We start from the raw sequence: 23,084 nt of genomic DNA, 5'->3' as shown, positions 1-23,084 counted from the left end.
GAGACATGTGTCAGGTGCAGGGTCAGGCGCTGAGGCGGCTGATGACGACGGTGACTTCGGGTTTCTTGCCGATCTCGTCCAGCGCGGTCTGGCGGACGATCTTTTTCAACTGCTGTTCCAGCTTGTCGTCATCGGCCAGCGTCACCTCGGAGGCGCGGTTGATGAACTGCTCCAGATCGGCCTCCAGCACATCGACCAGCGGCGCGCGGGAGCGGCCTGTCTGGGCCAGCCCCATGATCTCGCACCACGGCTCTCCAAGGGGCTCGTTCTCGTCGTCAAGGATCAGCGTGACGGTGACATGCCCGTTCAGCGCCATGCGGATACGGTCGCGCACGACACCATCGAGCGCGCCGACCTGTGCGGTGCCGTCCAGATAGGTGCGGCCCGTTTCCACATAGCCGGCCACGGCGGGTTCATTGCCGCCAAGGTTCACGATCATGCCGTTGGCGGCAAGGATCGACTGGAAGCGGTTGCCCTTGGCGATCTTGACCATCTCGCGCAGGTGGCGGTGTTCGCCATGCATCGGGATCACGACCTGCGGCTTCACCAGTTTTTGCATGTATTCGATATCAGGCCGGTTCGCATGGCCCGAGACATGGTATTTGCCGTTGCTGTCATCGACCACATCCACGCCCATTTCGCTGAACTGGTTGATGATGCGGATGACGCCTTTTTCGTTGCCGGGAATGGTCTTGGAGGAGAAGAGGAACAGATCCCCCTCTTTCAGCACCACGCCCTGATATTTGCCATTGGCCAGCTGCGCACTGGCGGCACGGCGTTCGCCCTGGCTGCCGGTGACGATCAGCATGACATTGTCACGCGGCATCATCATCGCATCTTCGGGGCTGACCACCTTGGGAAAGGAGGTCAGAACACCGGTTTCGATCGACGCCTCGATCATCCGGCGCATGGCGCGGCCCATCAGGCAGATCGAACGGCCCGCCGCCTCGCCCGCGTCGGCCAGCGTTTTCACGCGGGCCACGTTGCTGGCAAAGGTTGTGGCCACGACCAGCCCCTTCTGCGCGGCGATCAGTTCGACAATTGCCGGGCCGAGGGTGGATTCCGACCGCCCCTCATGCGCGTTGAACACGTTGGTGCTGTCGCAGATCAGCGCCTTGACACCGCTTTGCGCCACTTCGGCCCAGAGATCGGGATCGAAGGGTTCGCCCACCAGCGGGTTGTGGTCGATCTTGAAATCACCCGTATGGATCACCCGGCCTTCGGGCGTGTCGATCACAAGAGACGAGCTTTCAGGGATCGAGTGGGAAATCGGCAGGAAGCCCACGGTGAAAGGCCCCGCTTCAACGGTTTGGGGCCATTTCGAAACGGTTTTGACGACCTTGTCGGAATAGCCGTATTCCGCCAGTTTGCCGCGCGCGATGTTCGAGGTGAAGGCGCGGGCATAGACCGCTGGCTGGCCCAGCCGTTCGAACAGATGGCCGATGGCACCGACGTGATCCTCATGGGCGTGGGTGATGAACACCGCCTCGATCTGGGTCTTGCGCTCTTCCAGCCATGCGATGTCGGGCAGGATCAGGTCCACCCCCGGCGTGCCGTCCATATCGGGAAAGGCCACGCCCACGTCCACGACGATCAGGCGTTCCTTGTCCTTGGGGCCATATCCGTAGACATAGCAATTCATACCGATCTCCCCGGCGCCGCCGAGGGGAAGGTAGATCAATCTGTTGCTGCTCATATGTTGCCTTGGTCCTTGTTATATTGGTGAATGACCGTCAGGCCATGAATGGTCAGGTCGTCTTCGATCCTGTCGAACAGCACTTCCGAGGCGCCGAACAACGCGGCCAGCCCCCCTGTGCCAATTACGCGCATGTCGCGGTCGCGTTCCGCCTTGATCCTTGTGCAGATTTCCTTGACGAGGCCGACATAGCCCCAGAAAATCCCGGCCTGCATACAGGCCACGGTATTGGTGCCGATCACGCCCTGCGGCTTGGTGATGTCCACATGCGGCAGGGCGGCGGCGGCCATGTGCAGCGCTTCCAGCGACAGGTTCACACCCGGCGCGATCACACCGCCGACATAGGCCCCGTCATCATCGACCACGTCAAAGGTCGTCGCGGTGCCGAAATCGACCACGATCAGATTGCCGCCATGCCGGTCATAGGCCCCGGCCGAGTTGACCAGACGGTCCGGCCCCACGGTCGTGCCCTGATCCACGCGCGGGGCGCGCGGCAGCAGGCATTCCGGCTTGCCCACCACCAGCGGGCGGCAATTGAAATAGCGATCCGCCAGAACCCGCAGGTTGAACACCACGCGCGGCACGGTCGAGGAGATGATGACCGTGTCGATATCCATCGGGATCTTGTGATGGTTCAACAGCGCGCTGAGCCAGACGTAATATTGATCCGCCGTCCGCTGATGCTCGGTCGAGGTGCGGAGCGTGCAGAGGAACCGCTCGCCATCCCAGATCGCGAAAACAGTATTGGTATTGCCACAGTCGATGGCCAGAAGCATGGCAGCGATCCTTAGAAGAAGACGTCAGCCGCAGCGATGCGGCGCGGGCCTTGCGGCGTTGATAGGACAAGTTGGCCCTGCTCGTCCACCGTGTCGAACCGTCCGGTCACCTCTTCGGCGGGCAGGCGCGCGGTGATCTGCTGGCCCAGACGCGCGGCGCGGTCAAGCCAGGCGGTGCGGATCGGGGCAAAGCCATAGGCGGCGAACTGCGCTTCATAGCGGGCATAGGCGGGGGCGAGAAGATCGAGGAACTCTTCTGGGCTGACGGCAGCGCCTGTCTCGGACAGAAGCGACACGGGCCGCACCGCCCCCTGCTCGACCTGCCCGGCGTCTGGGGCCTGCGCCAGATTGACGCCGATCCCGATGGACAGCGCATCGCCGCGCGGGCCGATGGTTTCCAGCAGCATCCCCGCCACCTTGCCACCGTTCAGCAGCACGTCATTGGGCCATTTCAGTGCGAAGCTGCCGGGGCGTCCGGTGGCGGCGGCAAAGGCATCGTAAAGCGCAAGGGAGGCGACGAAGGACCGCAGCGCCGCCGTGGCGGGCTGCAACGGGCCGGGCAGCACGAGGGTTGCCGCGAAATTCCCCGCCGGATGCCGCCAGTCCCTGCCCCGCCGCCCGCGTGCGGCCGTCTGATGCAGGGCGAGGATCCATGTCGGACCGCGCAGGGTATCGAAGCGGCGCGCGGCCTCGTTCAGGGTGCTGTCCACCTCGGCCAGCAAGATGCGGGCCGTGCCTTGCGGCCAGCCCGCAGACGTCGCGTCAGTTGACAAGCGTGGCTGCCGCGGCGGCTGCCGCGCCCTCGATCCCGAACAGGTTCACGACACCGAAAAGCATCGCACCGGCCGAGGCCATCAGCATGACCCAGAGCACCGGGGACTTGCCGCCGTCCAGCTCCTCGCCCTCGTCGCCGAAATACATGTAGTAAACGATGCGCAAATAGTAGAAGGCGCCGATCACCGAGGCGATCACACCGGCGATGGCCAGCCATGCCAGACCCGCATCATAGGCAGCGCGCAGCACATAGAACTTGCCGAAGAAGCCCACCAGCGGCGGCACGCCGGCGAGGCTGAACAGCAGGATCAGCATGGCCAGCGCCCGGCCCGGTTCCCGCTTGGCATACATGTTCAGCGCCGCGATATCGGTGACGGGCTGGCCGTCCTTTTCCATCGACAGGATGAAGGCGAAGGTGCCCACGTTCATGGTGACATAGATCGCCATGTAGACCAGCATCGCCTGCACGCCGAAAACGGTGCCCGCCGCCAGACCCATCAGCGCGTAACCCATATGGGCGATGGACGAAAACGCCATCAGACGCTTGATGTTGCGCTGACCGATGGCCGCGATCGAGCCGAGGAACATCGACAGAAGCGCCAGCAGCGCGAGGATCTGCTGCCAATCCGCCGTGGCCCCGCCAAAGGCGTCATGCAGCACGCGGGCAAACAGCGCCATCGCCGCCATCTTGGGCGCGGTGGCAAAGAAGGCGGTGACGGGCGTCGGCGAGCCTTCATAGACGTCGGGCGTCCACATGTGGAACGGCACGGCCGAAATCTTGAACGCAAGGCCGGAGATCACGAAAACAAGTCCGAACAGCAGACCCAGCGACATGTCGCCAGATCCAGCCGCCGCGATGATGCCCGAGAACAGCGTGGTTCCGGCATAGCCATAGACCAGCGACGCGCCATAGAGCAGCAGACCCGAGGAGAGCGCGCCGAGGATGAAGTATTTCAGACCCGCCTCAGTCGATTTCAGACTGTCCCGGCGCAGCGAGGCGATGACATAAAGCGCCAGCGATTGCAGTTCCAACCCCATGTAAAGCGCCATCAGGTCGCCCGCGCTGACCATCATCATCATGCCGACGACACTGAGCGAGACCAGAATGGGATATTCGAACCGCAGCAGACCGCGCCGCTCCATATACTCCTGGCTCATCAGCAGCACGGCGGCGGCAGAGAGCAGGATCGTCACCTTGGCAAAGCGCGCAAAGGCATCGTCATGGAACATGCCGTTGAAGGCGACGTTGTTGCCCTCACCGCTCAGACCGATCCATGCAGCCAGAAGCGCGAAGACGGCAGCGGTCACCCATGTCAGCAGGGGTGCGACCTTGTCCTTGGTGGTATAGACCCCGAACAGCAACGCCAGCATCGCAAAGACCGACAGCAGGATTTCCGGCAGGATAATGGTCAGATCAGCCTGGATCATCTCTCAGCGCTCCGTTCAGTTCTGGGCCAGCATGCGGAGGGTCGTCCCCTCGGCACGGGCAAGGTCATAATCGGCAATCAACGCCTCGACCGAGGGGCCGATGATATCGGTCACCAAGGCAGGGTAGACGCCCAAGAGCAGGGTCATCACCACAAGCGGGGCGAAGATCGCCTTTTCGCGGCGGGTCATGTCGGTGATCGATCGCAGGCTTTCCTTGATCAGGTCGCCCAGCACCACCTTGCGATAGAGCCAGAGCGCATAGGCCGCCGACAGGATCACACCGGAACAGGCCACCAAAGCCACCCATGTGTTGACCTGGAAAATCCCCATCAGCGTCAGGAATTCACCCACGAACCCGGAGGTGCCCGGCAGGCCGACATTGGCCATGGTGAAGAACATGAAGATCAGCGCATAGGCGGGCATCCGGTTCACGAGGCCGCCATAGGCGTCGATCTCGCGCGTGTGCATCCGGTCATAGATGACGCCGACGCACAGGAAGAGCGCACCCGAGATGAAGCCGTGGCTGATCATCTGGAAGATCGCGCCGTCGATGCCCTGCTGGTTGGCGGCGAAAATGCCCATGGTCACGTAACCCATATGCGCGACCGAGGAATAGGCGATCAGCTTCTTCATGTCCTCCTGCACCAGCGCGACAAGGCTGGTGTAGACGATGGCGATGGCTGACATCCACAGCACAAGGGGTGTCAGGACATCCGCGCCCACGGGGAACATCGGCAAGGAAAAGCGCAGGAAGCCATAGCCGCCCATCTTCAGCAGGATCGCGGCCAGCACGACCGACCCGGCGGTCGGTGCCTGCACGTGGGCATCAGGCAGCCAGGTATGGACCGGCCACATCGGCATCTTGACCGCGAAACTGGCGAAGAAGGCCAGGAACAGCAGGGTCTGCAAGCCGCCGACGATCTGGATCCCCAGCAGGCTGAAGGTTTCAGAGCCGAAGTCATGGCGCATCAGCGTGGGAATATCGGTGGTGCCCGCATCGGAATACATCGCCACCATCGCCACCAGCATCAGCACCGAACCAAGGAAGGTGTAGAGGAAGAACTTGAAGCTGGCATAGATGCGCGCCTTGCCGCCCCAGATGCCAATGATCAGGAACATCGGGATCAGTCCCGCCTCGAAGAACAGATAGAACAGCACCAGATCCAGCGCCATGAACACGCCTAGCATCAGCGTTTCCAGAAGCAGGAAGGCGACCATGTATTCCTTGACGCGGGTGTTCACATCCCATGACGCGGCAATGACCAGCGGCATCATGAAGGTGGTCAGCATGACGAACAGGATGCTGATCCCGTCCACGCCCATCTTGTAGGTCAGGCCCATGATCCATGTCCGTTCTTCCAGAAACTGGAAGCCGGTATTGGACGGGTCGAACTGCAGCAGGATGAACAGAGACACAAGGAAGGTGACACTTGTCGCGATCAGCGCCAGCCATTTGGCATTGCGATTGGCCGCCGCATCGGACCCGCGCAGAAACACGATCAGGATAAGGGCCGCCAGCGCCGGAATGAAGGTGACGATGGAAAGAAGGTTATCCATTATTCCGCCCCTCCGGTGAGCGTCATCCATGTGATCAGGATCACGATCCCGATCACCATCGCGAAGGCATAGGTGAAGATGTAGCCCGACTGTGCGCGGCCTGCGAAACGGGTCAGCATCGGGATCACGCCCATCGCCACACCGTTGATCGAGCCGTCGATGATGTCGCCATCGCCGCGCTTCCAGAAGATGCCGCCGATCCAGCGCGCCGGGCGCACGAAGATGGCGTCATAGATCTCGTCGAAATACCATTTGTTGAGCAGGAAGAGGTAAAGCGGGCGCTGCACCTCGGCCAGTTTGCGCGGCAGGGCCGGGTTCAGGATGTAGAACCAGTAAGCCGTCAGGAAGCCGATGATCATGACCACGAAGGGGCTGAATTTGACCCATTTCGGCACCTCATGGGCATCGTTCAGGACGGTATTGCCCTCGCGGTGGTGAATGGCCCCCTCGCCCGGTGCGCCGGTGAAGACATAGAGATGCTCACCCTCGGCCTTGGCGTCGCCCTCGGCATGATCCGCGTCTGCGGCGCCGGTGTCGTGATCAGCACCTTCTTCCGCATGCGCCTCGGCCTCGGCATAGGGGACACCAAAGAATTTGGCGACCGTGTCGGTATGCCCGAAGAAGCTGTTATACCAGACCACGCCCGAGAAGATCGCCCCCAGCGCCAGAACGCCCAGCGGGATCAGCATGACCTTGGGGCTTTCATGGGCGTGTTCATGGGTATGCTTGTCGCCCCGCGCCTCGCCATAGAAGGTCAGGAACATCAGACGCCAGCTGTAGAAACTGGTGAAGAGCGCCGCGATGACCAGCATCCAGTAGGCATAGCCGCCCGCCGTGGCCGCATAGGCGCTTTCGACCACCGCGTCCTTGGAGAAGAAGCCGGCAAAACCGATATAGGTCAGCGGGATACCCACGCCGGTGATGGCCAGCGTGCCGATCATCATCGCCCAGAAGGTATAGGGGATCTTCTTGCGCAGACCGCCATAGTTCCGCATGTCCTGTTCGTGATGCATCGCGTGGATCACGGAGCCCGCGCCAAGGAACAGCATGGCCTTGAAGAAGGCGTGTGTGAACAGGTGGAACATCGCCACGGAATAGACGCCCACGCCAGCGGCCACGAACATATAGCCCAGCTGCGAGCAGGTCGAATAGGCGATCACGCGCTTGATGTCGTTCTGCACCAGACCCACGGTCGCGGCGAAGAACGCGGTCGTCGCGCCGATGAAGGTCACGAACATCATCGCCTCGGGCGCGTATTCCATGATGGGCGACATGCGGCAGACAAGGAACACGCCTGCGGTGACCATCGTCGCGGCATGGATCAGCGCCGATACCGGGGTCGGACCTTCCATCGCGTCGGGCAGCCACGTGTGCAGGAAAAGCTGCGCCGATTTGCCCATCGCGCCGACAAACAGCAGGAAGGCGATCAGGTTGGCCGCATTCCATTCCGTCCAGAGAAACGCGATCTGCGTTTCGGCCAGTTGCGGGCCCATGGTGAAGATGTCGTCGAAGCGGATCGAATCCGTCAGGTAGAACAGTGCGAAGATGCCCAGCAGGAAGCCGAAGTCACCCACGCGGTTGACCACGAAGGCCTTGATCGCCGCCGCATTGGCCGAAGGCTTGCGGTAATAGAAACCGATCAGCAGATAAGAGGCGACGCCCACGCCTTCCCAGCCGAAGAACATCTGCAGCAGGTTGTCCGCCGTCACCAGCATCAGCATCGCGAAGGTGAAGAAGGACAGGTAGGCAAAGAAGCGCGGCTTGTAGCTTTCGCCCTCTTTCCACTGGGGATCGTGGGCCATGTAGCCGAAGGAATACAGATGCACGAGCGCCGAAACCGTGGTGATCACGATCAGCATGATCGCGGTCAGACGGTCCAGACGGATCGCCCAGTCGGTGCTGAGGCTGCCGGATTCCACCCAGCGCAGGATCTCGACCTGCTGGGTGACGCCGTCGAAGGTCAGGAACACGATCCACGACAGGATCGCCGCCAGAAACAGCAGGCCCGTGGTCACCCACATCGCGGCGGTTTCACCGATGATGCGCCAGCCGAAACCCGCGATCAGGGCCCCGATCAGGGGCGCGAACAGAATGATCGTTGCCATGGTATCAGCCCTTCATCACATTGGCATCTTCCACCGCGATGGTGCCGCGGTTACGGAAGAAACAGACAAGGATCGCAAGGCCGATCGCCGCCTCGGCGGCCGCCACGGTCAGCACGAAGAGCGTAAAGACCTGCCCCACCAGATCGCCCAGGAAAGACGAGAAGGCGACGAGGTTGATGTTCACCGACAGCAGGATCAGCTCGATCGACATCAGCAGGATGATCACGTTCTTCCTGTTCAGGAAGAGACCAAAGATCCCTATGACGAACAGCGCCGCCGCCACCGTCAGGTAATGTTCCAAGCCAATCATGTCGTCCCTCGGTTCTTCATGTGACCGGGCCTTGCACCCGGCATGTATCATTTGCCCTGAACGGGCGGTCGTGACCGGGCCTTAGAGGCCCTGCCCCGGTTTCACGTCCTTCAGTTCCATCGCCTTGGCCGGATCGCGCCACATCTGCGCCAGCACGTTCTGGCGCTTGATGTCCTTGCGATGGCGCAGGGTCAGAACGATGGCGCCGATCATGGCGACCAGCAGGATCAGACCCGACAGCTGGAACAGCAGGAAATACTTGTCATAGAGCAGCAGACCCAATGCGGCGGTATTGGTGATATCCGTCGGGATCACCGCATCGCGGGCGGCCACCGCGCCCTCGGACGTGGTCCAGACGCCGAAGGCCAGCGACAACTGCATCAGCAGCACGATGCCGATCAGCAGCGCCAGCGGCATATAACGCGCCATTTCCGCCTTGAGCTGCGCGAAATCCACATCCAGCATCATCACCACAAACAGGAACAGCACCGCGACCGCGCCGACATAGACGATCACCAGAAGCATCGCCACGAATTCAGCGCCCAGAAGGACGAACAGCCCCGCCGCCGACAGGAAGGTCAGGATCAGCCAGAGCACCGAATGCACCGGGTTGCGGCTGATCACGGTGAACAGCCCACCCGCCAGCACGCACAGCGCGAACAGATAGAAGGCAAAGGCGATCATGGTCATGACTTGTCATCCTCTGTCTCGTCCAGGACCTGCCGCGCCAGTTCCATCGCGCGGGTCATGGAGGGGATACCGGCAAACATCGACATCTGGGCGATGGTCTCGGCGATTTCATCCTTGGTGGCCCCGGCCTCGAGCGCGTGGCGCACGGTCTGGCGAAGGGCGGTTTCGCTTTGCGCGCCCTGCATCGTCAGACCGGCCAGCGTCAGCAGCAGCCGTGTCTTGGCATCCAGCCCGTCCTTGCTGATACCCTTGCCGAACCACATTTCCATGGCGTCCTTGGGCATCGTCGGCCACATCTTCTCGAACCCTTTGGGATCGAAGGAGGACATGGCCGGGTTGAAGGCTTTCACCATCTCCTGCGCCTGCTGCATCATCAGCTCGAGGGGGGTTTTTGCATCACTCATCTGTAGGGCGCATCCAGTTCGAGGTTGCGGGCAATCTCGGCTTCCCAGCGCTCGCCGTTCTCCAGCAGCTTGGTCTTGTCGTAGAAAAGCTCCTCGCGGGTTTCCGTCGCGAATTCGAAATTCGGCCCCTCGACGATGGCATCCACCGGGCAGGCTTCCTGACAGAAGCCGCAATAGATGCATTTGGTCATGTCGATGTCATAACGCGTGGTGCGGCGGCTGCCATCCTCGCGCGGTTCGGCGTCGATGGTGATGGCCTGCGCGGGGCAGACGGCCTCGCACAGTTTGCAGGCGATGCAGCGTTCCTCGCCGTTGGGATAACGGCGCAGGGCGTGTTCACCCCGGAAACGCGGGGAGAGCGGGCCTTTTTCATGCGGATAGTTCAGCGTCGCCTTGGGCGCGAAGAAGTATTTCAGCCCCAGCTTGAACCCTTTGGCAAAGTCCGACAGCAGGAAATAGCCCGCCGCGCGTCCGTAATCGATCTGACCCATATCAGCCTCCAATCGCCCAGCGGGCATAGGCCCCGCCGAAGAGTTCGAATTTCGCAAGGAATGCCACGATCACCACCCAGGCCAGCGACATGGGCAGGAACACTTTCCAGCCGATCCGCATCAACTGGTCATAGCGGTAACGGGGCGTGATCGCCTTCACCATCGCGAAGAGGAAGAAGAAGAAGGCCATCTTGCCCACCATCCACAGCGGACCATCAGGCAGTCCGGGGATCGGGGACAGCCAGCCGCCGAAGAACAGCAGGCTCATCAGCGCGCACATCAGGAAGATCGCGATATATTCGCCCGCCATGAACAGCAGGAAGGGGGTCGAGGAATATTCCACCTGATACCCCGCCACCAGTTCGGATTCCGCTTCCGGAAGGTCAAACGGGGGGCGGTTGGTTTCCGCCAGTGCCGAGATGAAGAACAGGAAGACCATCGGGAAATGCGGCAGCCAATACCAGCTGAAGAAGCCGTAATCCCCATCCTGCGCGCGCACGATATCGCTGAAATTCAGCGAGCCGGTCGAGATGATGACGCCGATGATGATCAGACCGATGCTGACCTCATAGGAAATCATCTGCGCGGCCGAGCGCAGCGAGCCAAGGAACGGGTATTTCGAGTTGGACGCCCAGCCCCCCATGATGACGCCGTAAACCTCGAGAGAGGAGACGGCGAAGACATAGAGGATGGCCACGTTGATGTCCGACAGCACCCAGCCTTCGTTGAAGGGGATCACAGCCCAGGCGATCATCGCCAGCACAAAACTGGTCAGCGGCGCCAGCATGAACACGGTCTTGTCCGCACCCGCCGGGATCACCACCTCTTTGACCACATATTTCAGCGCATCGGCCACGGTTTGCAGCAGGCCGAACAGGCCCACCACATTTGGCCCGCGCCGCATCTGCACCGCGGCCCAGATCTTGCGGTCGCCGTAGACCAGAAACAGCAGGCTGATCATCACGAAGGCCACGACTGCCAGCGATTGCGCCACCAGAAGAACTGCGATCCCCAGCGGGGTTGTATAGAAATCAGCCATTGGTCCTCACACCGTCGGTATTCCGTTTTCCGCGCATTGCGCCACAACGACTTCGGCGTCGATGGTCCGCAATCCGCGGGGCAGCTGAGCCGAGATGGTGTAAACCGCATCCCCGCGCCAAAAGCCACCCTGTTCCGTCACATTCGTCCGCAAATGCCGGGCAAAACCATAGTCCCGGATCAGCGCATATTGGGCCGCCGCACATTCGGCATAGGCACTCACATCGTCATTGTCGCGCGCCCCGCGCATCGCCACGCGGAAGCGGACCAGATCCCCGTCCAGAAGGCGCGTCTCGACCCCTTCATAGAGCGGCGCAAAACGGGCCACCTCGGGCGCAGCATCGCTGCACCCGGAGAGTGCGCCCGCAAGACCTGCGGCGGATATGATCGCCCGCACTCCCATCACTCGGCGGCCATGGCCTTTGTGCCGCGCGCCTTGATCCCTGCGCTGAGTTCGGCCATCAGCTGGCTGGCCCGTGCAATCGGGTTGGTCAGGTAGAAATCCGCAATCGCGTTGCGGAAATCGGCCTTGCCCAAGGGGGCCGCCGCCAACGGGGTCCAGCCATTGTCAGCCACCACATCCACATCGCCCAGATGCGGATGCGCCGCCACCATCGCGCGGCGCAGTTGCGCCATGCTGTCAAAGGGCAGCGTGGCCCCCATTTCGGCCGACAGGGCCCGCAGGATCGCCCAGTTCTCCTTGGCCTCGCCCGGTGCGAAACCGGCGCGCAGCGCCAGTTGCGGGCGGCCTTCGGTGTTCACGAAGAGGCCGTTTTCTTCGGTGTAGGCGGCACCCGGCAGGATGATATCGGCCCGGTGCGCGCCACGGTCGCCATGGCTGCCCTGATAGATGACGAATGCACCCGGTGCGATCTCGACCTCATCGGCGCCAAGGTTGTAGATCACCTCGGCCCCGTCGATGGCGGCGGGCATGCCGCCCTCGGTTACCGCGCCCACATCCATCGCGCCCACGCGGGCGGCGGCGGTGTGCAGCACCAGCATCCGGCCCGACAGCGCCATGCAGGCGGCGAGAACCGCCTCGCCATCCGCCTCACGAAGCGCACCTTGGCCGACGATCACGATCGTGCCGTCAGCCACTTTGACCTTGGAGAGTGCAGCGCGATCGGTGCCCAGATGTTCGTAAGGGTAGGTCAGATCGACCGCCTGACCGATCACGGACACATTGGCACCGCGTGTCCAGGCCTTGCGGATACGCGCGTTCAGCACCGGTGCCTCGTCGCGCGGGTTCGAGCCGACGATCAGGATATCGGTCGCGGTATCCAGTTCCTCGATGGCGACATTGCCCACATAGGCCGAGCGATTTCCGATGGGCAGACGCGCGCCATCGGTGCGGCATTCGACATGGCCGCCCTGCCCTTCGATCAGCGCTTTCAGGGCAAAGGCCGCCTCGGTTGACACCAGATCACCGACCAGACCGGCCAGTTTCTTGCCCGTCATCGCGGCGGCGGCGGCTTTCAGCGCCTCGTCCCAGCCGGCTTTGCGCAACTTGCCGTTCTCGCGGATATAGGGGGTGTCCAGACGCTGGCGGCGCAGACCGTCCCAGACAAAGCGCGTCTTGTCGGAAATCCATTCCTCGTTCACGCCGTCATGGTTGCGCGGCAGGAATCGCATGACTTCACGCCCCTTGGTGTCCACGCGGATGTTCGATCCCAGCGCATCCATCACGTCGATGGATTCCGTCTTGGTCAGTTCCCAAGGCCGGGCGGTGAAGGCGTAGGGCTTGGACACCAGCGCGCCCACCGGGCACAGGTCGATGATGTTGCCCTGAAGGTTGCTGTCCAGCGTCTCGCCCAGATAGGAGGTGATCTCGCTATCCTCGCCGCGTCCGGTCTGGCCCATCTGGGTGATCCCCGCCACCTCGGTCGTGAAGCGCACGCAGCGCGTGCAGGAGATGCAGCGCGTCATGTGGGTTTCCACCAGCGGGCCCAGATCCAGATCCTCGGTCGCGCGCTTGGGTTCACGGTAACGGCTGAAATCGACGCCGTAGGCCATCGCCTGATCCTGAAGATCGCACTCGCCGCCCTGATCGCAGATCGGGCAATCCAGCGGATGGTTGATCAGCAGGAATTCCATCACGCCTTCGCGCGCCTTCTTGACCATCGGGCTGTTGGTCTTGACCACCGGGGGCTGACCTTCCGGGCCGGGGCGCAGATCGCGCACCTGCATCGCGCAGGAGGCGGCGGGCTTGGGCGGGCCGCCCACGACCTCGACCAGACACATCCGGCAGTTGCCCGCAATGGACAGCCGCTCGTGATAGCAGAAACGGGGCACTTCGACCCCGGCCAGTTCACAGGCCTGGATCAGGGTCAGCGCGCCCTCGACTTCGACTTCATGCCCGTCGATGATGATCTTGCGTAGGTCAGCCATTTGATCTCACTTCATTCTCAGGAAGGCGCCGATCTGGCTGCCCTTCGCGATTTCCGCCTGACCGAGTTTGCACAGGTCGGCGTCATTCTCTGGGTTCAGGCCTTGGGCACGGACATAGTCCTCGCCCCGTGCGCGCATCCGTGCCTTTTCGGCGTCGCTGTCCACATAGGCCTTGATCTCGGCGTTCGAGTAGCCAAGCTTCTGCGCCTCCGAGCGGATGTTCCACAGATAGCTCAGTCCCCGCACTGTCCGCGGGTCGATGCTGTCGCAGCGGTCGCTGATCTCGATGGCGATGGCCACCCAGAGCATCCGGTCGTCGATCTGCGGCAGATCGCGCAAGGCAGGCTTGCCCGCTGCCACCGCAGGTGCCGCCAAGGCCAGCACCAGGAGGGCCGCCATCAGGGATTTCTGTCCGAACAAGGTCATACGCATGTCATCGCTCCTTCCATGCCACGTGGGCGGCGGGCAGCAGGCTGCCCCCGTCCCGTCCGGCACAGATGGGTCCGGGACGGGCTGCTATGCAATATCAGCCCCCCTGCCATCCGCGATATGACCCTGACCTGCATCATCCCTCGCAGCGCCCCGTCAGAACAAGCGCGCCGCCATCGAACACCAGCGCCTCGTCCGGGCTGTCGGGGCCGACGGCCCAGACGGCGGCGGAATTGCCGAAAAACTCGATGCAATGCTTGGTCGCCTCATAGCGGCCTGCCTCGCGCGCGCCGGTCACGGATCTTCCGGCATCCTGCACACGCACGACGAAATCGGCCGGCGCCTCGCGGTCGAAGGCCAGACTGGCGCGGAAGAACTGCCCGTCAAATGCCTGACGGCCGCTGCCGGTGATCCGGTCCGTGACGTTCGAGACCACACCGCATCCCGTCAGCGCCACCACGGCACCCAGTGCCAGAAGGCTTGCCCGCATGACCATCACTCCGCCGCCACGGCGCTGACGCGGCCCGTGCGCTTGTGCTTGATGCGGTCCTCGATCTCGTCGCGGAAATGCCGGATCAGGCCCTGGATGGGCCATGCCGCGGCGTCGCCAAGGGCGCAGATCGTGTGACCTTCGACCTGCTTGGTCACGTCGAGCAGCATGTCGATCTCTTCGACCTCGGCCTCGCCCTTCACCAGGCGGTCCATGACGCGCATCATCCAGCCCGTGCCTTCGCGGCAGGGGGTGCACTGGCCGCAGCTTTCATGCTTGTAGAACTTGGACAGCCGCCAGATCGCCTTGATGACATCGGTGGAGTTGTCCATGACGATCACCGCCGCCGTGCCGAGGCCCGAACGCTGTTCACGCAGGTAGTCGAAATCCATGATCGCATCGCGCATCGCGTGGCCCGGGATCATCGGCACGGAGGACCCGCCGGGGATGACCGCCTTGAGGTTGTCCCAGCCGCCGCGGATGCCGCCGCAATGGGTTTCGATCAGTTCCTCGAAACTGATCGACATCGCCTCTTCGACCACGCAGGGGTTGTTCACATGGCCCGAGATCGCGAACAGCTTGGTGCCCGCGTTGTTGGGGCGGCCAAAGCCCGCGAACCATTCCGGCCCGCGCCGCAGGATGGTGGGGACCACCGCGATGGATTCCACGTTGTTCACCGTGGTGGGGCATCCGTAAAGACCCGCGCCCGCCGGGAATGGCGGCTTCATGCGGGGCATGCCCTTTTTGCCTTCAAGGCTTTCCAGCAGGGCGGTTTCCTCGCCGCAGATATAGGCGCCTGCGCCGTGGTGCAGGTAGATGTCGAAATCCCAGCCCGACTTGCAGGCGTTCTTGCCCACAAGACCCGCCTCATAGGCTTCGTCGATCGCGGCCTGAAGCGCCTCTTTCTCGCGGATATACTCGCCGCGGATATAGATATAGCAGGCATGCGCGTTCATCGCGAAGGACGCGATCAGGCAGCCTTCGATCAGGGTATGCGGATCATGGCGCATGATCTCGCGGTCCTTGCAGGTGCCCGGTTCGGATTCGTCCGCATTGACCACCAGATAGGCCGGGCGGCCATCGCTTTCCTTGGGCATGAAGGACCATTTGAGGCCGGTCGGGAAGCCCGCCCCGCCGCGCCCGCGCAGGCCCGAAGCCTTCATCTGCGAGATGATCCAGTCGCGCCCGTTCTTGAGGATGTTCGCCGTGCCATCCCAATGCCCGCGCGCCATCGCCCCTTTCAGCGTGCGGTCATGCATGCCGTAGAGGTTGGTGAAAATGCGGTCCTGATCCTTCAGCATCACGGCTTTCCCTTGTCACTCTGGCGCAGACGCCAGATTTGAAAAATTATCACGATGGCCCAGACAAACCCTGCCAGAGCCATCAGATCGAACAGGGCGCGGGTGCGCTGGGTCAGACCGAGTTGTCCGCCCAGCAGGATCGCCAGAACCCAGAACACAGCCGTGCCCGCGATGATCATCGCGGCCATGCGTCCCTTGCGTGCCAGTTCTGTATCCCGTTCCCGTGTCATGTCCTGTTCCGGTTGTGGTCCTGCGGCGTCAATAGACGTCGCCATCTTCCACGCGTTTCGAAAATGCGGTCTCGCCGCCGCTGGCAAGGATCTTCGCCTGCCCCACCCAGTCGTCGCGGGTCGCACGGCCCTTGAAGCCGGTCAGATTCTCATCGACCCAAGCCACTTCGGCTGCGGTCCAGGCGGCGATCTGGTCGAAGTGATAGAACCCCATCCCGTGCAACATCGCCTCGAGCTTCGGACCCACGCCCTTGATTTCCTTGAGGTTGTCTGCCTGACCTCCGCGCGCTGCCGTCAAGGTGGCCGGCTTGGCCCCCTCAGCGGCCGCTACAGGTGCGGCAGTTGCCTCTGTCTTTGCCTTTGGCTTGCTCGTCACCGTCGCAGCAGGGGCAGGTGCAGCCTCGGCCTGATAGCTCCAGTTGCCCTTGCGGGAGGCGAGTTCCTTCTCGCCTTCCAGAAGGGTGCCCGACTTGACCTCGGCCGACTTGACCTCGGCCACGGGTGCGGCAGAGGCGGGTTGCGCCGCCACAGGTGCAGGCGCGGCGGCGACGGGTGCAGAGACGGACTCGGCCTTGGGGGCGGGTGTCGCGTCAAGCTCGTCCATGCCCGCCTTGATCTCGCCCAGAGCGGGCAGCGGCTTGCACAGGATCCACGACAGAAGGCCACCCAGCACGATGAACACAACGGCTGCCCCGAAGACCGCCTGAATGAAACTCCAGTCACCCAACGCCATCAACATGACGAAGGCCACAAAGCCCGCACCCGCGCCCATCGCCCAACAGGCGATCTGGCAACTGGTCTTCTTCATCGGCTCACCCATCGTTCCAACTCCTTTTTGCTATCCGGTCGGTCCCTGTTCAGACCTCGCCCTTCTTAGCACGGTTGGAGAAATCAGTCTCGCCCCCTTCGGCCAGCACCGTGGCCTGTGCGACCCAGTCGTCACGGGTCACGCGGCCCTTGAACCCTTCAAGGTTCTCATCAACCCAGGCCACTTCGGCAGCGGACCACTTGGCGATCTGGTCGAAATGGAAAAAACCCATCTTGTGCAGCATGGCTTCCAGCTTGGGACCGACGCCCTTGATCAGCTTCAGATTATCGGCCCCTGCCTCGCGCGGTGCCGTCATGGTCTGCGGTTTGGTTCCAGCCCCGGCTTCGGGTGTCGGCGTCGCCGAGGGTTTGACCGGGGGTTTGCCGATCTTCTGGGCCTCATCCGGCACGGGCGCTTTCGCCGCGGCGGGCTTTGACGCACGGGGGGTCTGCTTGACGGCACCGCCCTGCCAGGGCGCGGTCAGCGGCACTTCGGTGCCGTCGATGCGCTTGATGGTATCGCCGATATCCACGGCCAGTTGCACGCTGGCGTTATACTGAGTCTTGCCGCTGTCCATCTCCTTGAGGCTGGTCAGACCCGACAGCGGCTCAGACGCATAGCGCCCGTTCTGCGGACCGGGCACCGGCACCTTGCCTGCGGCCAGCTCGTCGATGATCTCGGCCAGGCGCGCGGCGGTCAGATCCTCATAGTAATCCTTGCCGATCTGGGCCATCGGCGCATTGGCGCAAGAGCCCAGACATTCCACCTCTTCCCAGCTGAACTTGCCGTCGGCGCTGAGAGTGTGGGGTTTGTCGGCGATCTTGTCGCGGCAGACCGCCACCAGATCCTCGGCCCCGCAGATCATGCAGGTCGTAGTGCCGCAAATCTGGAAATGTGCCACAGAACCAACGGGTTGCAGCTGGAACATGAAGTAGAACGAGGCCACTTCCAGCGCCCGCATATAGGCCATGCCCAGCATATCGGCCACATATTCGATCGCGGGCCGGGTCAGCCAGCCTTCCTGTTCCTGCGCGCGCCAGAGCAGCGGAATGATCGCGGATGCCTGACGGCCTTCGGGATATTTGGTGATCTGCGCCTCGGCCCAAGCCCGGTTGGCGGGCGTGAAGGCGAAACTGGCGGGTTGGTCATGATAGAGACGGCGAAGCATCAGGCACAGACTCCGGTGGTCAGTTTGATCCCGCCCTCGGGCAGGCTTACGGCGCGGCGCGCGGCCAATTGATACTGGGTCACGCCCAACAACTGCTCGCGGCTCAGGCCGGTCTGCAGACCCACGGCCAGATAATCCGGCTCGGTCACAAGGCTGCAGCCGATACTGGCGACGGCGGCCTCGTAATTGGCGATATCCTGCGGGCTCGTGCCTTGCGGCGGCACGGCGCAGGCCGCCAGAAGCAGGCCGGCGCCCAGGGTCAGGCCAGGGAAACGCATCAGGTTCTTCAACGGTCAATCTCCCCGAACACGACATCCATGGTGCCGATGATCGCCGCCACATCGGCCAACTGGTGGCCGCGCGCGACGTGATCCATCGCCTGCAGATGCAGATAGCCCGGCGCGCGCAGCTTGGCGCGATAGGGCCTGTTCGTGCCATCAGCGACCAGATAGACGCCGAACTCGCCCTTGGGGGCCTCGACAGCGGCGTAAACCTCGCCCGCGGGGACACGGAAGCCTTCGGTATACAGCTTGAAGTGATGGATCAGCGCTTCCATCGAGGTCTTCATCTCGCCACGCTTGGGCGGCGTGATCTTGCCGCGCGCCATCACATCGCCCTTCTCCACCCGCAGCTTGGCGATTGCCTGCCGCATGATGCTGGTGGACTGGCGCATCTCCTCCATCCGCACCAGATAGCGGTCATAGCAATCGCCATTCTTGCCGACCGGAATCTGGAAGTCGAATTCGTCATAGCATTCATAGGGTTGCGCGCGCCGCAGATCCCAGGCCAGACCGGAGCCGCGCACCATCACGCCCGAGAAGCCGTAATTCTGGATATCCTCTTCGGTGACCACGCCGATGTCGCAGTTGCGCTGCTTGAACACGCGGTTCTCGGTCAGCAGACCGTCGATATCGGCCAGCAGTTTGGGAAATTCCACGGCCCATGTGTCGATATCGTCGAGCAGATCGTCGGGCAGGTCCTGATGCACGCCGCCGGGCCGGAAATAGGCCGCATGCAGGCGCGCGCCACAGGCCCGCTCATAGAAGATCATCAGCTTTTCACGCTCTTCAAATCCCCAGAGCGGCGGGGTCAGCGCGCCCACGTCCATCGCCTGCGTGGTCACGTTCAGCAGATGGCTGAGGATGCGCCCCATTTCCGAATACAGCACCCGGATCAGGCTGGCGCGGCGCGGCACTTCCACCCCGGTCAGCTTTTCGATGGCCAGACACCAGGCATGTTCCTGATTCATCGGAGCCACGTAATCCAGCCGGTCAAAATAAGGCAGGTTCTGCAGATAGGTCCGGCTTTCCATCAGCTTTTCGGTGCCACGGTGCAGCAGGCCGATATGCGGGTCGCAGCGCTCCACGATCTCGCCGTCCAGCTCCAGCACAAGACGCAGCACACCATGCGCGGCAGGGTGCTGCGGGCCGAAGTTGATGTTGAAGTTGCGGATCTTCTGCTCGCCCGTCTGGGCGTCGTTGAATCCCTTGGAGCCGTCCATCACTTCGCCCCCTCTTTCTTCTCGTCACCCGGAAGAATGTATTGCGCCCCTTCCCAGGGACTCATGAAATCGAACTGGCGGTATTCCTGCACCAGATTGACCGGTTCATAGACAACGCGCTTCTGCGCCTCGTCATAGCGGACCTCGGTATAGCCGGTGGTCGGAAAATCCTTGCGCAGCGGATGCCCGCGAAAGCCGTAATCGGTCAGGATGCGGCGCAGGTCCGGGTGGCCCGAGAACAGGATGCCGAACATGTCGAACACCTCCCGTTCGAACCAGTTGGCCGAGGGGTGAATGTTCGTGATCGAATGGACCATCTCATCTTCGCGGATGGCCACGCGCAAACGGATGCGCTGGTTCCGATACATCGACAGGAAGTGATAGACCACGTCGAAGCGCTTTTCGCGACCCGGATAGTCCACGGCGGTCAGGTCCACCAAAGTCGAGAAACGGCAGTTGCGGTCGACCTTCAGGAACTCGACGAAATCCTCGATATTCGCGGGGGCGATATCCATGTTCAGCTCGTCATGGCTCACATCCCAGGACAGCACGCATTCGGGCCTGCGGGCCGCGATATGCTGTCCCAATTCGTTCAGCGCATCACTCATCATGTCGTTCCTTCTGGGTGCGGCCGCCGGCCCACTTTAGGGCCGTGCTGGTCAGCGGACGATTGTTCCGGTGCGGCGGATCTTGCGCTGCAACTGCATCAGGCCGTAGAGCAGCGCCTCGGCGGTCGGCGGGCAGCCCGGCACATAGACATCCACGGGCACGATCCGGTCGCAGCCGCGCACCACGGAATAGCTGTAGTGGTAATAGCCACCGCCATTGGCGCAGCTGCCCATCGAGATGACGTAACGCGGTTCCGGCATCTGGTCATAGACCTTGCGCAGCGCGGGCGCCATCTTGTTGGTCAGGGTGCCGGCCACGATCATCAGGTCGGACTGGCGGGGGCTGGCGCGCGGGGCGATCCCGAAACGCTCGGCATCATAGCGCGGCATCGAGGTGTGCATCATCTCGACCGCGCAGCAGGCCAGACCGAAGGTCATCCAGTGCAGCGATCCCGTGCGCGCCCAGTTGATGATATCCTCGGTCGAGGTCAGCAAGAACCCCTTGTCCGCCAGTTCGGCGTTCAGGGCCTGCGTCGCGTGTTCGCGGTCGCCGCCTGCGGTATTGGCACCCGTCATCACTCCCATTCCAGGGCCCCCTTCTTCCACTCATAGGCAAAGCCCACTGTCAGCACGGCCAGGAATACCATCATGGACCAGAAGCCCGTCATGCTGATGTCCTGAAAGGCGACGGCCCAGGGAAACAGGAAGGCAATCTCCAGATCGAAGATGATGAACAGGATCGACACCAGATAGAACCGGACATCGAATTTCATCCGCGCATCGTCAAAGGCGTTGAAGCCGCATTCATAGGCGCTGACCTTTTCCGGGTCTGGGTTGCGCACGGCGATGATCACGGCGGACAGGATCAGGACAAGGCCCAGTCCGATGGCGATGGCCAGAAACACGAGGATCGGCAGATATTCTCGCAGCATCCCTTCCAAGAGTGGCTCCTTTCGCGCATCAAGGCGCAATCTGCTGGCTACAGGTTTGCGCGCAGGTTTACTCCTGCCCCCGGTCAGGGTCAACCGAGCCGCTGTCATATTCGCTGTTTTGAACCTGTTCAAAAAAGACAACGTATACAACGGGATACCAAAGTCCGGACCGCGCGATGCGGCAATTCGCCGGTCTGTCGTTGCGAAAGATCGTCTGACTATTCAACACATTGGACCGAATATGCCGCGACGCGGCATCACCTTGCGCGATTCTGACGCCGTCCCGTGCGCGGCCGTTTCAGCCCTGCCAGCCCGGTCTGCGCTTGGCAAAGAAAGCGCCGATCCCTTCGACGGCTTCCTCGCCTTCCCAGCAGGCGGTCAATTCGCCGATCGTGTGGGCGATGGTCGCCTCGTCGATCACCGGACCCAGATGGCGCAGCAAGGCCTTGGCCCGCGCCACGGCCCGCGGCGCGCAGTCCAGATAGGGCGCCACCTCGGCCTCGATGGCCTGATCCAGCGCATCGACCGGCACAGCCCGCGTCAGCAGGCCAAGCGCCACCGCCTCATCCGCTCCGAAACGGCGCCCCGACATGAACACCCGCCGCGCCCGCGCCTCGCCCATGCGGGCGCAGACATAGGGGCTGATAGTGGCCGGGATCAGGCCCAGCCGCGTCTCGGTCAGCCCCATCAGGGCCGTATCCACCCCGATCGCGATATCGCAGACCGAGGCCATGCCGACCCCGCCGCCAAAGGCGTTGCCCTGCACGCGGCCAATCAGGGGTTTGGGCAGCGTATTCAGCGCCTGCAGCATCCAGGCGAGTTTGGCCGCCTCGCGCCCGCGCGTCTCGGCATCCGCCGCCATCTGGTCCTGCATCCAGCCCAGATCGCCGCCCGCGCAGAAGGTGACACCCCGCGCCGCCAGCACGACGACGCGCACGGTATCGTCCGCGCCCAGCACCCGCGCCGCATCGGTCAGGTCCGCCATCATCGCCGCGTTCAGCGCGTTGTGCTTGTCCGCCCGTGCCAGCCAGAGAGTGGCCACGCCACGCGTGTCTTTCTCAATCTCGAGTGTCTGATAGCTCATCCCTGCCCCCTCATGGCGCGCGCCATATCCGCCGCCCGCGCCAGAATACCGGCATCAAGTCCCGTCTCATAGCCCAGCGCGAGCAGCCGCGCATGCACCGCCTCGGTCGCCACATTGCCAGCCGCCCCCGGCGCGTAGGGGCAACCACCCAATCCGCCCACGGCGGCATCGAACACCCGCAGCCCGCGCGTCAAGGACACCTCGATATTCTCCAGCGCGCGGCCCGCCGTATCATGGTAATGCCCGGCCAGTTGCCCGGCGGGCACCACCTCCAGCACCGCCGCCAGCATGGCGTCAATCGTCTCGGGCCGCCCCTGCCCGATCGTATCGCCAAGGCTGATCTCGTAGCAGCCCATGGCAAACAGCGCCGCTGCCACCCGCGCCACAGCACCCGGTTCGACCGCCCCGTCATAGGGGCAATCGGTCACGCAAGAGACATAGCCCCGCACCGGCAAACCCGCCGCCTTTGCCGCCTCGGCCACCGGGGCAAAGCGTTCCAGGCTCTCGGCGATGCTTGCGTTGATATTGGCGCGGCTGAACCCTTCCGAGGCCGATCCGAAGATCGCCACCTCATCGGCGCGCGCGGCCAGCGCGCCTTCCAGCCCCTTCATGTTGGGCGTCAACGCGGCATAGCGGACACCCGGCACCCGCCGGATACCCGCCAGCACATCGGCGCTGTCGGCCATCTGCGGCACCCATTTGGGGCTGACGAAACTCGCCACCTCGATCCGGCGAAACCCGGCCCCGCTCAGGCAATCGACCAGCGCGATCTTGTCGGCCACCGGAATGGCGCGCTTTTCGTTCTGCAAGCCATCGCGCGGGCCGACCTCGAAAATCTCGACAGTTCCACCCATCAGCGCCGCCCTTTCATCTTGC

The 23,084-nt window shown here is 62.9% G+C and carries 26 protein-coding genes; all 26 read right to left on the bottom strand.

Annotation, left to right across the window (positions count from 1 at the left end; all coding sequences use genetic code 11):
* Positions 1 to 22: 22 nt before the first annotated feature.
* The 26 genes from PVW27_RS14190 to PVW27_RS14065 all read right to left on the bottom strand — a co-directional run bounded on the left by PVW27_RS14190 (position 23) and on the right by PVW27_RS14065 (position 23,062).
* Positions 23 to 1,696, bottom strand: coding sequence for a ribonuclease J (locus PVW27_RS14190; protein WP_274558767.1), 1,674 nt, complete (start codon positions 1,694 to 1,696; stop codon positions 23 to 25).
* Positions 1,693 to 2,472 carry a type III pantothenate kinase gene (locus PVW27_RS14185; RefSeq protein ID WP_274558765.1) on the bottom strand — a complete coding sequence of 260 codons (780 nt, stop codon included), beginning with the start codon at positions 2,470 to 2,472 and terminating at the stop codon, positions 1,693 to 1,695. The genes PVW27_RS14190 and PVW27_RS14185 overlap by 4 nt, the downstream gene beginning before the upstream one ends.
* An 11-nt stretch (positions 2,473 to 2,483) precedes the next feature.
* On the bottom strand, positions 2,484 to 3,245 hold the full coding sequence (locus PVW27_RS14180; protein ID WP_274558764.1) for a biotin--[acetyl-CoA-carboxylase] ligase: 762 nt from the start codon (positions 3,243 to 3,245) through the stop codon (positions 2,484 to 2,486).
* Positions 3,235 to 4,674 carry an NADH-quinone oxidoreductase subunit NuoN gene (gene nuoN / locus PVW27_RS14175; protein ID WP_274558762.1) on the bottom strand — a complete coding sequence of 480 codons (1,440 nt, stop codon included), beginning with the start codon at positions 4,672 to 4,674 and terminating at the stop codon, positions 3,235 to 3,237. The genes PVW27_RS14180 and nuoN overlap by 11 nt, the downstream gene beginning before the upstream one ends.
* Positions 4,675 to 4,689: 15 nt before the next feature.
* On the bottom strand, positions 4,690 to 6,231 hold the full coding sequence (locus tag PVW27_RS14170; protein WP_274558760.1) for an NADH-quinone oxidoreductase subunit M: 1,542 nt from the start codon (positions 6,229 to 6,231) through the stop codon (positions 4,690 to 4,692).
* On the bottom strand, positions 6,231 to 8,336 hold the full coding sequence (nuoL, locus tag PVW27_RS14165) for an NADH-quinone oxidoreductase subunit L (protein ID WP_274558759.1): 2,106 nt from the start codon (positions 8,334 to 8,336) through the stop codon (positions 6,231 to 6,233). Before nuoL ends, PVW27_RS14170 begins: the two co-directional genes overlap by 1 nt.
* Positions 8,337 to 8,340: 4 nt before the next feature.
* Positions 8,341 to 8,646, bottom strand: coding sequence for an NADH-quinone oxidoreductase subunit NuoK (gene nuoK, locus PVW27_RS14160; RefSeq protein WP_274558757.1), 306 nt, complete (start codon positions 8,644 to 8,646; stop codon positions 8,341 to 8,343).
* Positions 8,647 to 8,727: 81 nt separating this feature from the next.
* On the bottom strand, positions 8,728 to 9,336 hold the full coding sequence (locus PVW27_RS14155; protein ID WP_274558755.1) for an NADH-quinone oxidoreductase subunit J: 609 nt from the start codon (positions 9,334 to 9,336) through the stop codon (positions 8,728 to 8,730).
* Entirely contained in the window at positions 9,333 to 9,740 is a 408-nt protein-coding gene (locus tag PVW27_RS14150; protein WP_274558753.1) for a carboxymuconolactone decarboxylase family protein, read from the bottom strand. Before PVW27_RS14150 ends, PVW27_RS14155 begins: the two co-directional genes overlap by 4 nt.
* Complete coding sequence (gene nuoI / locus PVW27_RS14145) at positions 9,737 to 10,231, bottom strand: NADH-quinone oxidoreductase subunit NuoI (RefSeq protein WP_274558751.1); 495 nt, start codon at positions 10,229 to 10,231, stop codon at positions 9,737 to 9,739. The genes PVW27_RS14150 and nuoI overlap by 4 nt, the downstream gene beginning before the upstream one ends.
* Before the next feature lies 1 nt (position 10,232).
* On the bottom strand, positions 10,233 to 11,270 hold the full coding sequence (gene nuoH, locus PVW27_RS14140; protein WP_274558749.1) for an NADH-quinone oxidoreductase subunit NuoH: 1,038 nt from the start codon (positions 11,268 to 11,270) through the stop codon (positions 10,233 to 10,235).
* A 6-nt stretch (positions 11,271 to 11,276) separates the two neighbouring features.
* On the bottom strand, positions 11,277 to 11,672 hold the full coding sequence (locus PVW27_RS14135; RefSeq protein WP_274558858.1) for a hypothetical protein: 396 nt from the start codon (positions 11,670 to 11,672) through the stop codon (positions 11,277 to 11,279).
* A complete protein-coding gene (gene nuoG / locus PVW27_RS14130; RefSeq protein WP_274558747.1) occupies positions 11,672 to 13,657 on the bottom strand; it encodes an NADH-quinone oxidoreductase subunit NuoG in 1,986 nt (661 codons plus the stop codon). Before nuoG ends, PVW27_RS14135 begins: the two co-directional genes overlap by 1 nt.
* A 6-nt stretch (positions 13,658 to 13,663) precedes the next feature.
* Complete coding sequence (locus tag PVW27_RS14125; protein ID WP_274558745.1) at positions 13,664 to 14,089, bottom strand: DUF5333 domain-containing protein; 426 nt, start codon at positions 14,087 to 14,089, stop codon at positions 13,664 to 13,666.
* A 133-nt stretch (positions 14,090 to 14,222) separates the two neighbouring features.
* Positions 14,223 to 14,576: a hypothetical protein gene (locus PVW27_RS14120; protein ID WP_274558743.1), complete on the bottom strand. Its 354-nt coding sequence runs from the start codon at positions 14,574 to 14,576 to the stop codon at positions 14,223 to 14,225.
* Positions 14,577 to 14,581: 5 nt separating this feature from the next.
* Positions 14,582 to 15,877, bottom strand: a complete 1,296-nt coding sequence (gene nuoF / locus PVW27_RS14115; protein ID WP_274558741.1) for an NADH-quinone oxidoreductase subunit NuoF — start codon at positions 15,875 to 15,877, stop codon at positions 14,582 to 14,584.
* On the bottom strand, positions 15,877 to 16,107 hold the full coding sequence (locus PVW27_RS14110; RefSeq protein ID WP_274558739.1) for a DUF5337 domain-containing protein: 231 nt from the start codon (positions 16,105 to 16,107) through the stop codon (positions 15,877 to 15,879). The genes nuoF and PVW27_RS14110 overlap by 1 nt, the downstream gene beginning before the upstream one ends.
* A gap of 28 nt (positions 16,108 to 16,135) precedes the next feature.
* A complete protein-coding gene (locus PVW27_RS14105; protein ID WP_274558738.1) occupies positions 16,136 to 16,927 on the bottom strand; it encodes an endonuclease in 792 nt (263 codons plus the stop codon).
* 37 nt (positions 16,928 to 16,964) lie between these two features.
* Positions 16,965 to 18,083 carry an NADH-quinone oxidoreductase subunit NuoE gene (nuoE, locus tag PVW27_RS14100; protein WP_274558736.1) on the bottom strand — a complete coding sequence of 373 codons (1,119 nt, stop codon included), beginning with the start codon at positions 18,081 to 18,083 and terminating at the stop codon, positions 16,965 to 16,967.
* Positions 18,083 to 18,361: a hypothetical protein gene (locus tag PVW27_RS14095; protein WP_274558734.1), complete on the bottom strand. Its 279-nt coding sequence runs from the start codon at positions 18,359 to 18,361 to the stop codon at positions 18,083 to 18,085. Before PVW27_RS14095 ends, nuoE begins: the two co-directional genes overlap by 1 nt.
* Before the next feature lie 8 nt (positions 18,362 to 18,369).
* Entirely contained in the window at positions 18,370 to 19,584 is a 1,215-nt protein-coding gene (locus PVW27_RS14090; protein ID WP_274558732.1) for an NADH-quinone oxidoreductase subunit D, read from the bottom strand.
* Entirely contained in the window at positions 19,584 to 20,192 is a 609-nt protein-coding gene (locus tag PVW27_RS14085; protein WP_274558730.1) for an NADH-quinone oxidoreductase subunit C, read from the bottom strand. The genes PVW27_RS14090 and PVW27_RS14085 overlap by 1 nt, the downstream gene beginning before the upstream one ends.
* A 51-nt stretch (positions 20,193 to 20,243) precedes the next feature.
* Positions 20,244 to 20,777, bottom strand: a complete 534-nt coding sequence (locus PVW27_RS14080) for a NuoB/complex I 20 kDa subunit family protein (RefSeq protein ID WP_274558728.1) — start codon at positions 20,775 to 20,777, stop codon at positions 20,244 to 20,246.
* Positions 20,768 to 21,133, bottom strand: coding sequence for an NADH-quinone oxidoreductase subunit A (locus PVW27_RS14075; RefSeq protein ID WP_274558726.1), 366 nt, complete (start codon positions 21,131 to 21,133; stop codon positions 20,768 to 20,770). The genes PVW27_RS14080 and PVW27_RS14075 overlap by 10 nt, the downstream gene beginning before the upstream one ends.
* Positions 21,134 to 21,422: 289 nt before the next feature.
* Positions 21,423 to 22,208, bottom strand: coding sequence for a crotonase/enoyl-CoA hydratase family protein (locus tag PVW27_RS14070; RefSeq protein WP_274558724.1), 786 nt, complete (start codon positions 22,206 to 22,208; stop codon positions 21,423 to 21,425).
* Entirely contained in the window at positions 22,205 to 23,062 is an 858-nt protein-coding gene (locus PVW27_RS14065; protein WP_274558722.1) for a hydroxymethylglutaryl-CoA lyase, read from the bottom strand. Before PVW27_RS14065 ends, PVW27_RS14070 begins: the two co-directional genes overlap by 4 nt.
* Between the last annotated feature and the right edge of the window lie 22 nt (positions 23,063 to 23,084).

It is taken from the genome of Seohaeicola sp. 4SK31, assembly GCF_028802875.1.
In the GTDB taxonomy this organism is placed as follows: Bacteria; Pseudomonadota; Alphaproteobacteria; order Rhodobacterales; family Rhodobacteraceae; genus Seohaeicola.
The sequence above is the reverse complement of the archived record's forward strand: the minus strand, read 5'-3'. Positions and strand labels throughout refer to the sequence as shown.

What these genes read in the sequence shown, in the direction of transcription:
- PVW27_RS14190 (WP_274558767.1), bottom strand. Translation starts at nt 1,696, where the DNA reads ATGAGCAGCAACAGATTGATCTACCTTCCCCTCGGCGGCGCCGGGGAG.
- PVW27_RS14185 (WP_274558765.1), bottom strand. Translation starts at nt 2,472, where the DNA reads ATGCTTCTGGCCATCGACTGTGGCAATACCAATACTGTTTTCGCGATC.
- nuoN (WP_274558762.1), bottom strand. Translation starts at nt 4,674, where the DNA reads ATGATCCAGGCTGATCTGACCATTATCCTGCCGGAAATCCTGCTGTCG.
- PVW27_RS14170 (WP_274558760.1), bottom strand. Translation starts at nt 6,231, where the DNA reads ATGGATAACCTTCTTTCCATCGTCACCTTCATTCCGGCGCTGGCGGCC.
- nuoL (WP_274558759.1), bottom strand. Translation starts at nt 8,336, where the DNA reads ATGGCAACGATCATTCTGTTCGCGCCCCTGATCGGGGCCCTGATCGCG.
- nuoK (WP_274558757.1), bottom strand. Translation starts at nt 8,646, where the DNA reads ATGATTGGCTTGGAACATTACCTGACGGTGGCGGCGGCGCTGTTCGTC.
- PVW27_RS14155 (WP_274558755.1), bottom strand. Translation starts at nt 9,336, where the DNA reads ATGACCATGATCGCCTTTGCCTTCTATCTGTTCGCGCTGTGCGTGCTG.
- PVW27_RS14150 (WP_274558753.1), bottom strand. Translation starts at nt 9,740, where the DNA reads ATGAGTGATGCAAAAACCCCCCTCGAGCTGATGATGCAGCAGGCGCAG.
- nuoI (WP_274558751.1), bottom strand. Translation starts at nt 10,231, where the DNA reads ATGGGTCAGATCGATTACGGACGCGCGGCGGGCTATTTCCTGCTGTCG.
- nuoH (WP_274558749.1), bottom strand. Translation starts at nt 11,270, where the DNA reads ATGGCTGATTTCTATACAACCCCGCTGGGGATCGCAGTTCTTCTGGTG.
- PVW27_RS14135 (WP_274558858.1), bottom strand. Translation starts at nt 11,672, where the DNA reads ATGGGAGTGCGGGCGATCATATCCGCCGCAGGTCTTGCGGGCGCACTC.
- nuoG (WP_274558747.1), bottom strand. Translation starts at nt 13,657, where the DNA reads ATGGCTGACCTACGCAAGATCATCATCGACGGGCATGAAGTCGAAGTC.
- PVW27_RS14125 (WP_274558745.1), bottom strand. Translation starts at nt 14,089, where the DNA reads ATGCGTATGACCTTGTTCGGACAGAAATCCCTGATGGCGGCCCTCCTG.
- PVW27_RS14120 (WP_274558743.1), bottom strand. Translation starts at nt 14,576, where the DNA reads ATGCGGGCAAGCCTTCTGGCACTGGGTGCCGTGGTGGCGCTGACGGGA.
- nuoF (WP_274558741.1), bottom strand. Translation starts at nt 15,877, where the DNA reads ATGCTGAAGGATCAGGACCGCATTTTCACCAACCTCTACGGCATGCAT.
- PVW27_RS14110 (WP_274558739.1), bottom strand. Translation starts at nt 16,107, where the DNA reads ATGACACGGGAACGGGATACAGAACTGGCACGCAAGGGACGCATGGCC.
- PVW27_RS14105 (WP_274558738.1), bottom strand. Translation starts at nt 16,927, where the DNA reads ATGGGTGAGCCGATGAAGAAGACCAGTTGCCAGATCGCCTGTTGGGCG.
- nuoE (WP_274558736.1), bottom strand. Translation starts at nt 18,083, where the DNA reads ATGCTTCGCCGTCTCTATCATGACCAACCCGCCAGTTTCGCCTTCACG.
- PVW27_RS14095 (WP_274558734.1), bottom strand. Translation starts at nt 18,361, where the DNA reads ATGCGTTTCCCTGGCCTGACCCTGGGCGCCGGCCTGCTTCTGGCGGCC.
- PVW27_RS14090 (WP_274558732.1), bottom strand. Translation starts at nt 19,584, where the DNA reads ATGGACGGCTCCAAGGGATTCAACGACGCCCAGACGGGCGAGCAGAAG.
- PVW27_RS14085 (WP_274558730.1), bottom strand. Translation starts at nt 20,192, where the DNA reads ATGAGTGATGCGCTGAACGAATTGGGACAGCATATCGCGGCCCGCAGG.
- PVW27_RS14080 (WP_274558728.1), bottom strand. Translation starts at nt 20,777, where the DNA reads ATGGGAGTGATGACGGGTGCCAATACCGCAGGCGGCGACCGCGAACAC.
- PVW27_RS14070 (WP_274558724.1), bottom strand. Translation starts at nt 22,208, where the DNA reads ATGAGCTATCAGACACTCGAGATTGAGAAAGACACGCGTGGCGTGGCC.
- PVW27_RS14065 (WP_274558722.1), bottom strand. Translation starts at nt 23,062, where the DNA reads ATGGGTGGAACTGTCGAGATTTTCGAGGTCGGCCCGCGCGATGGCTTG.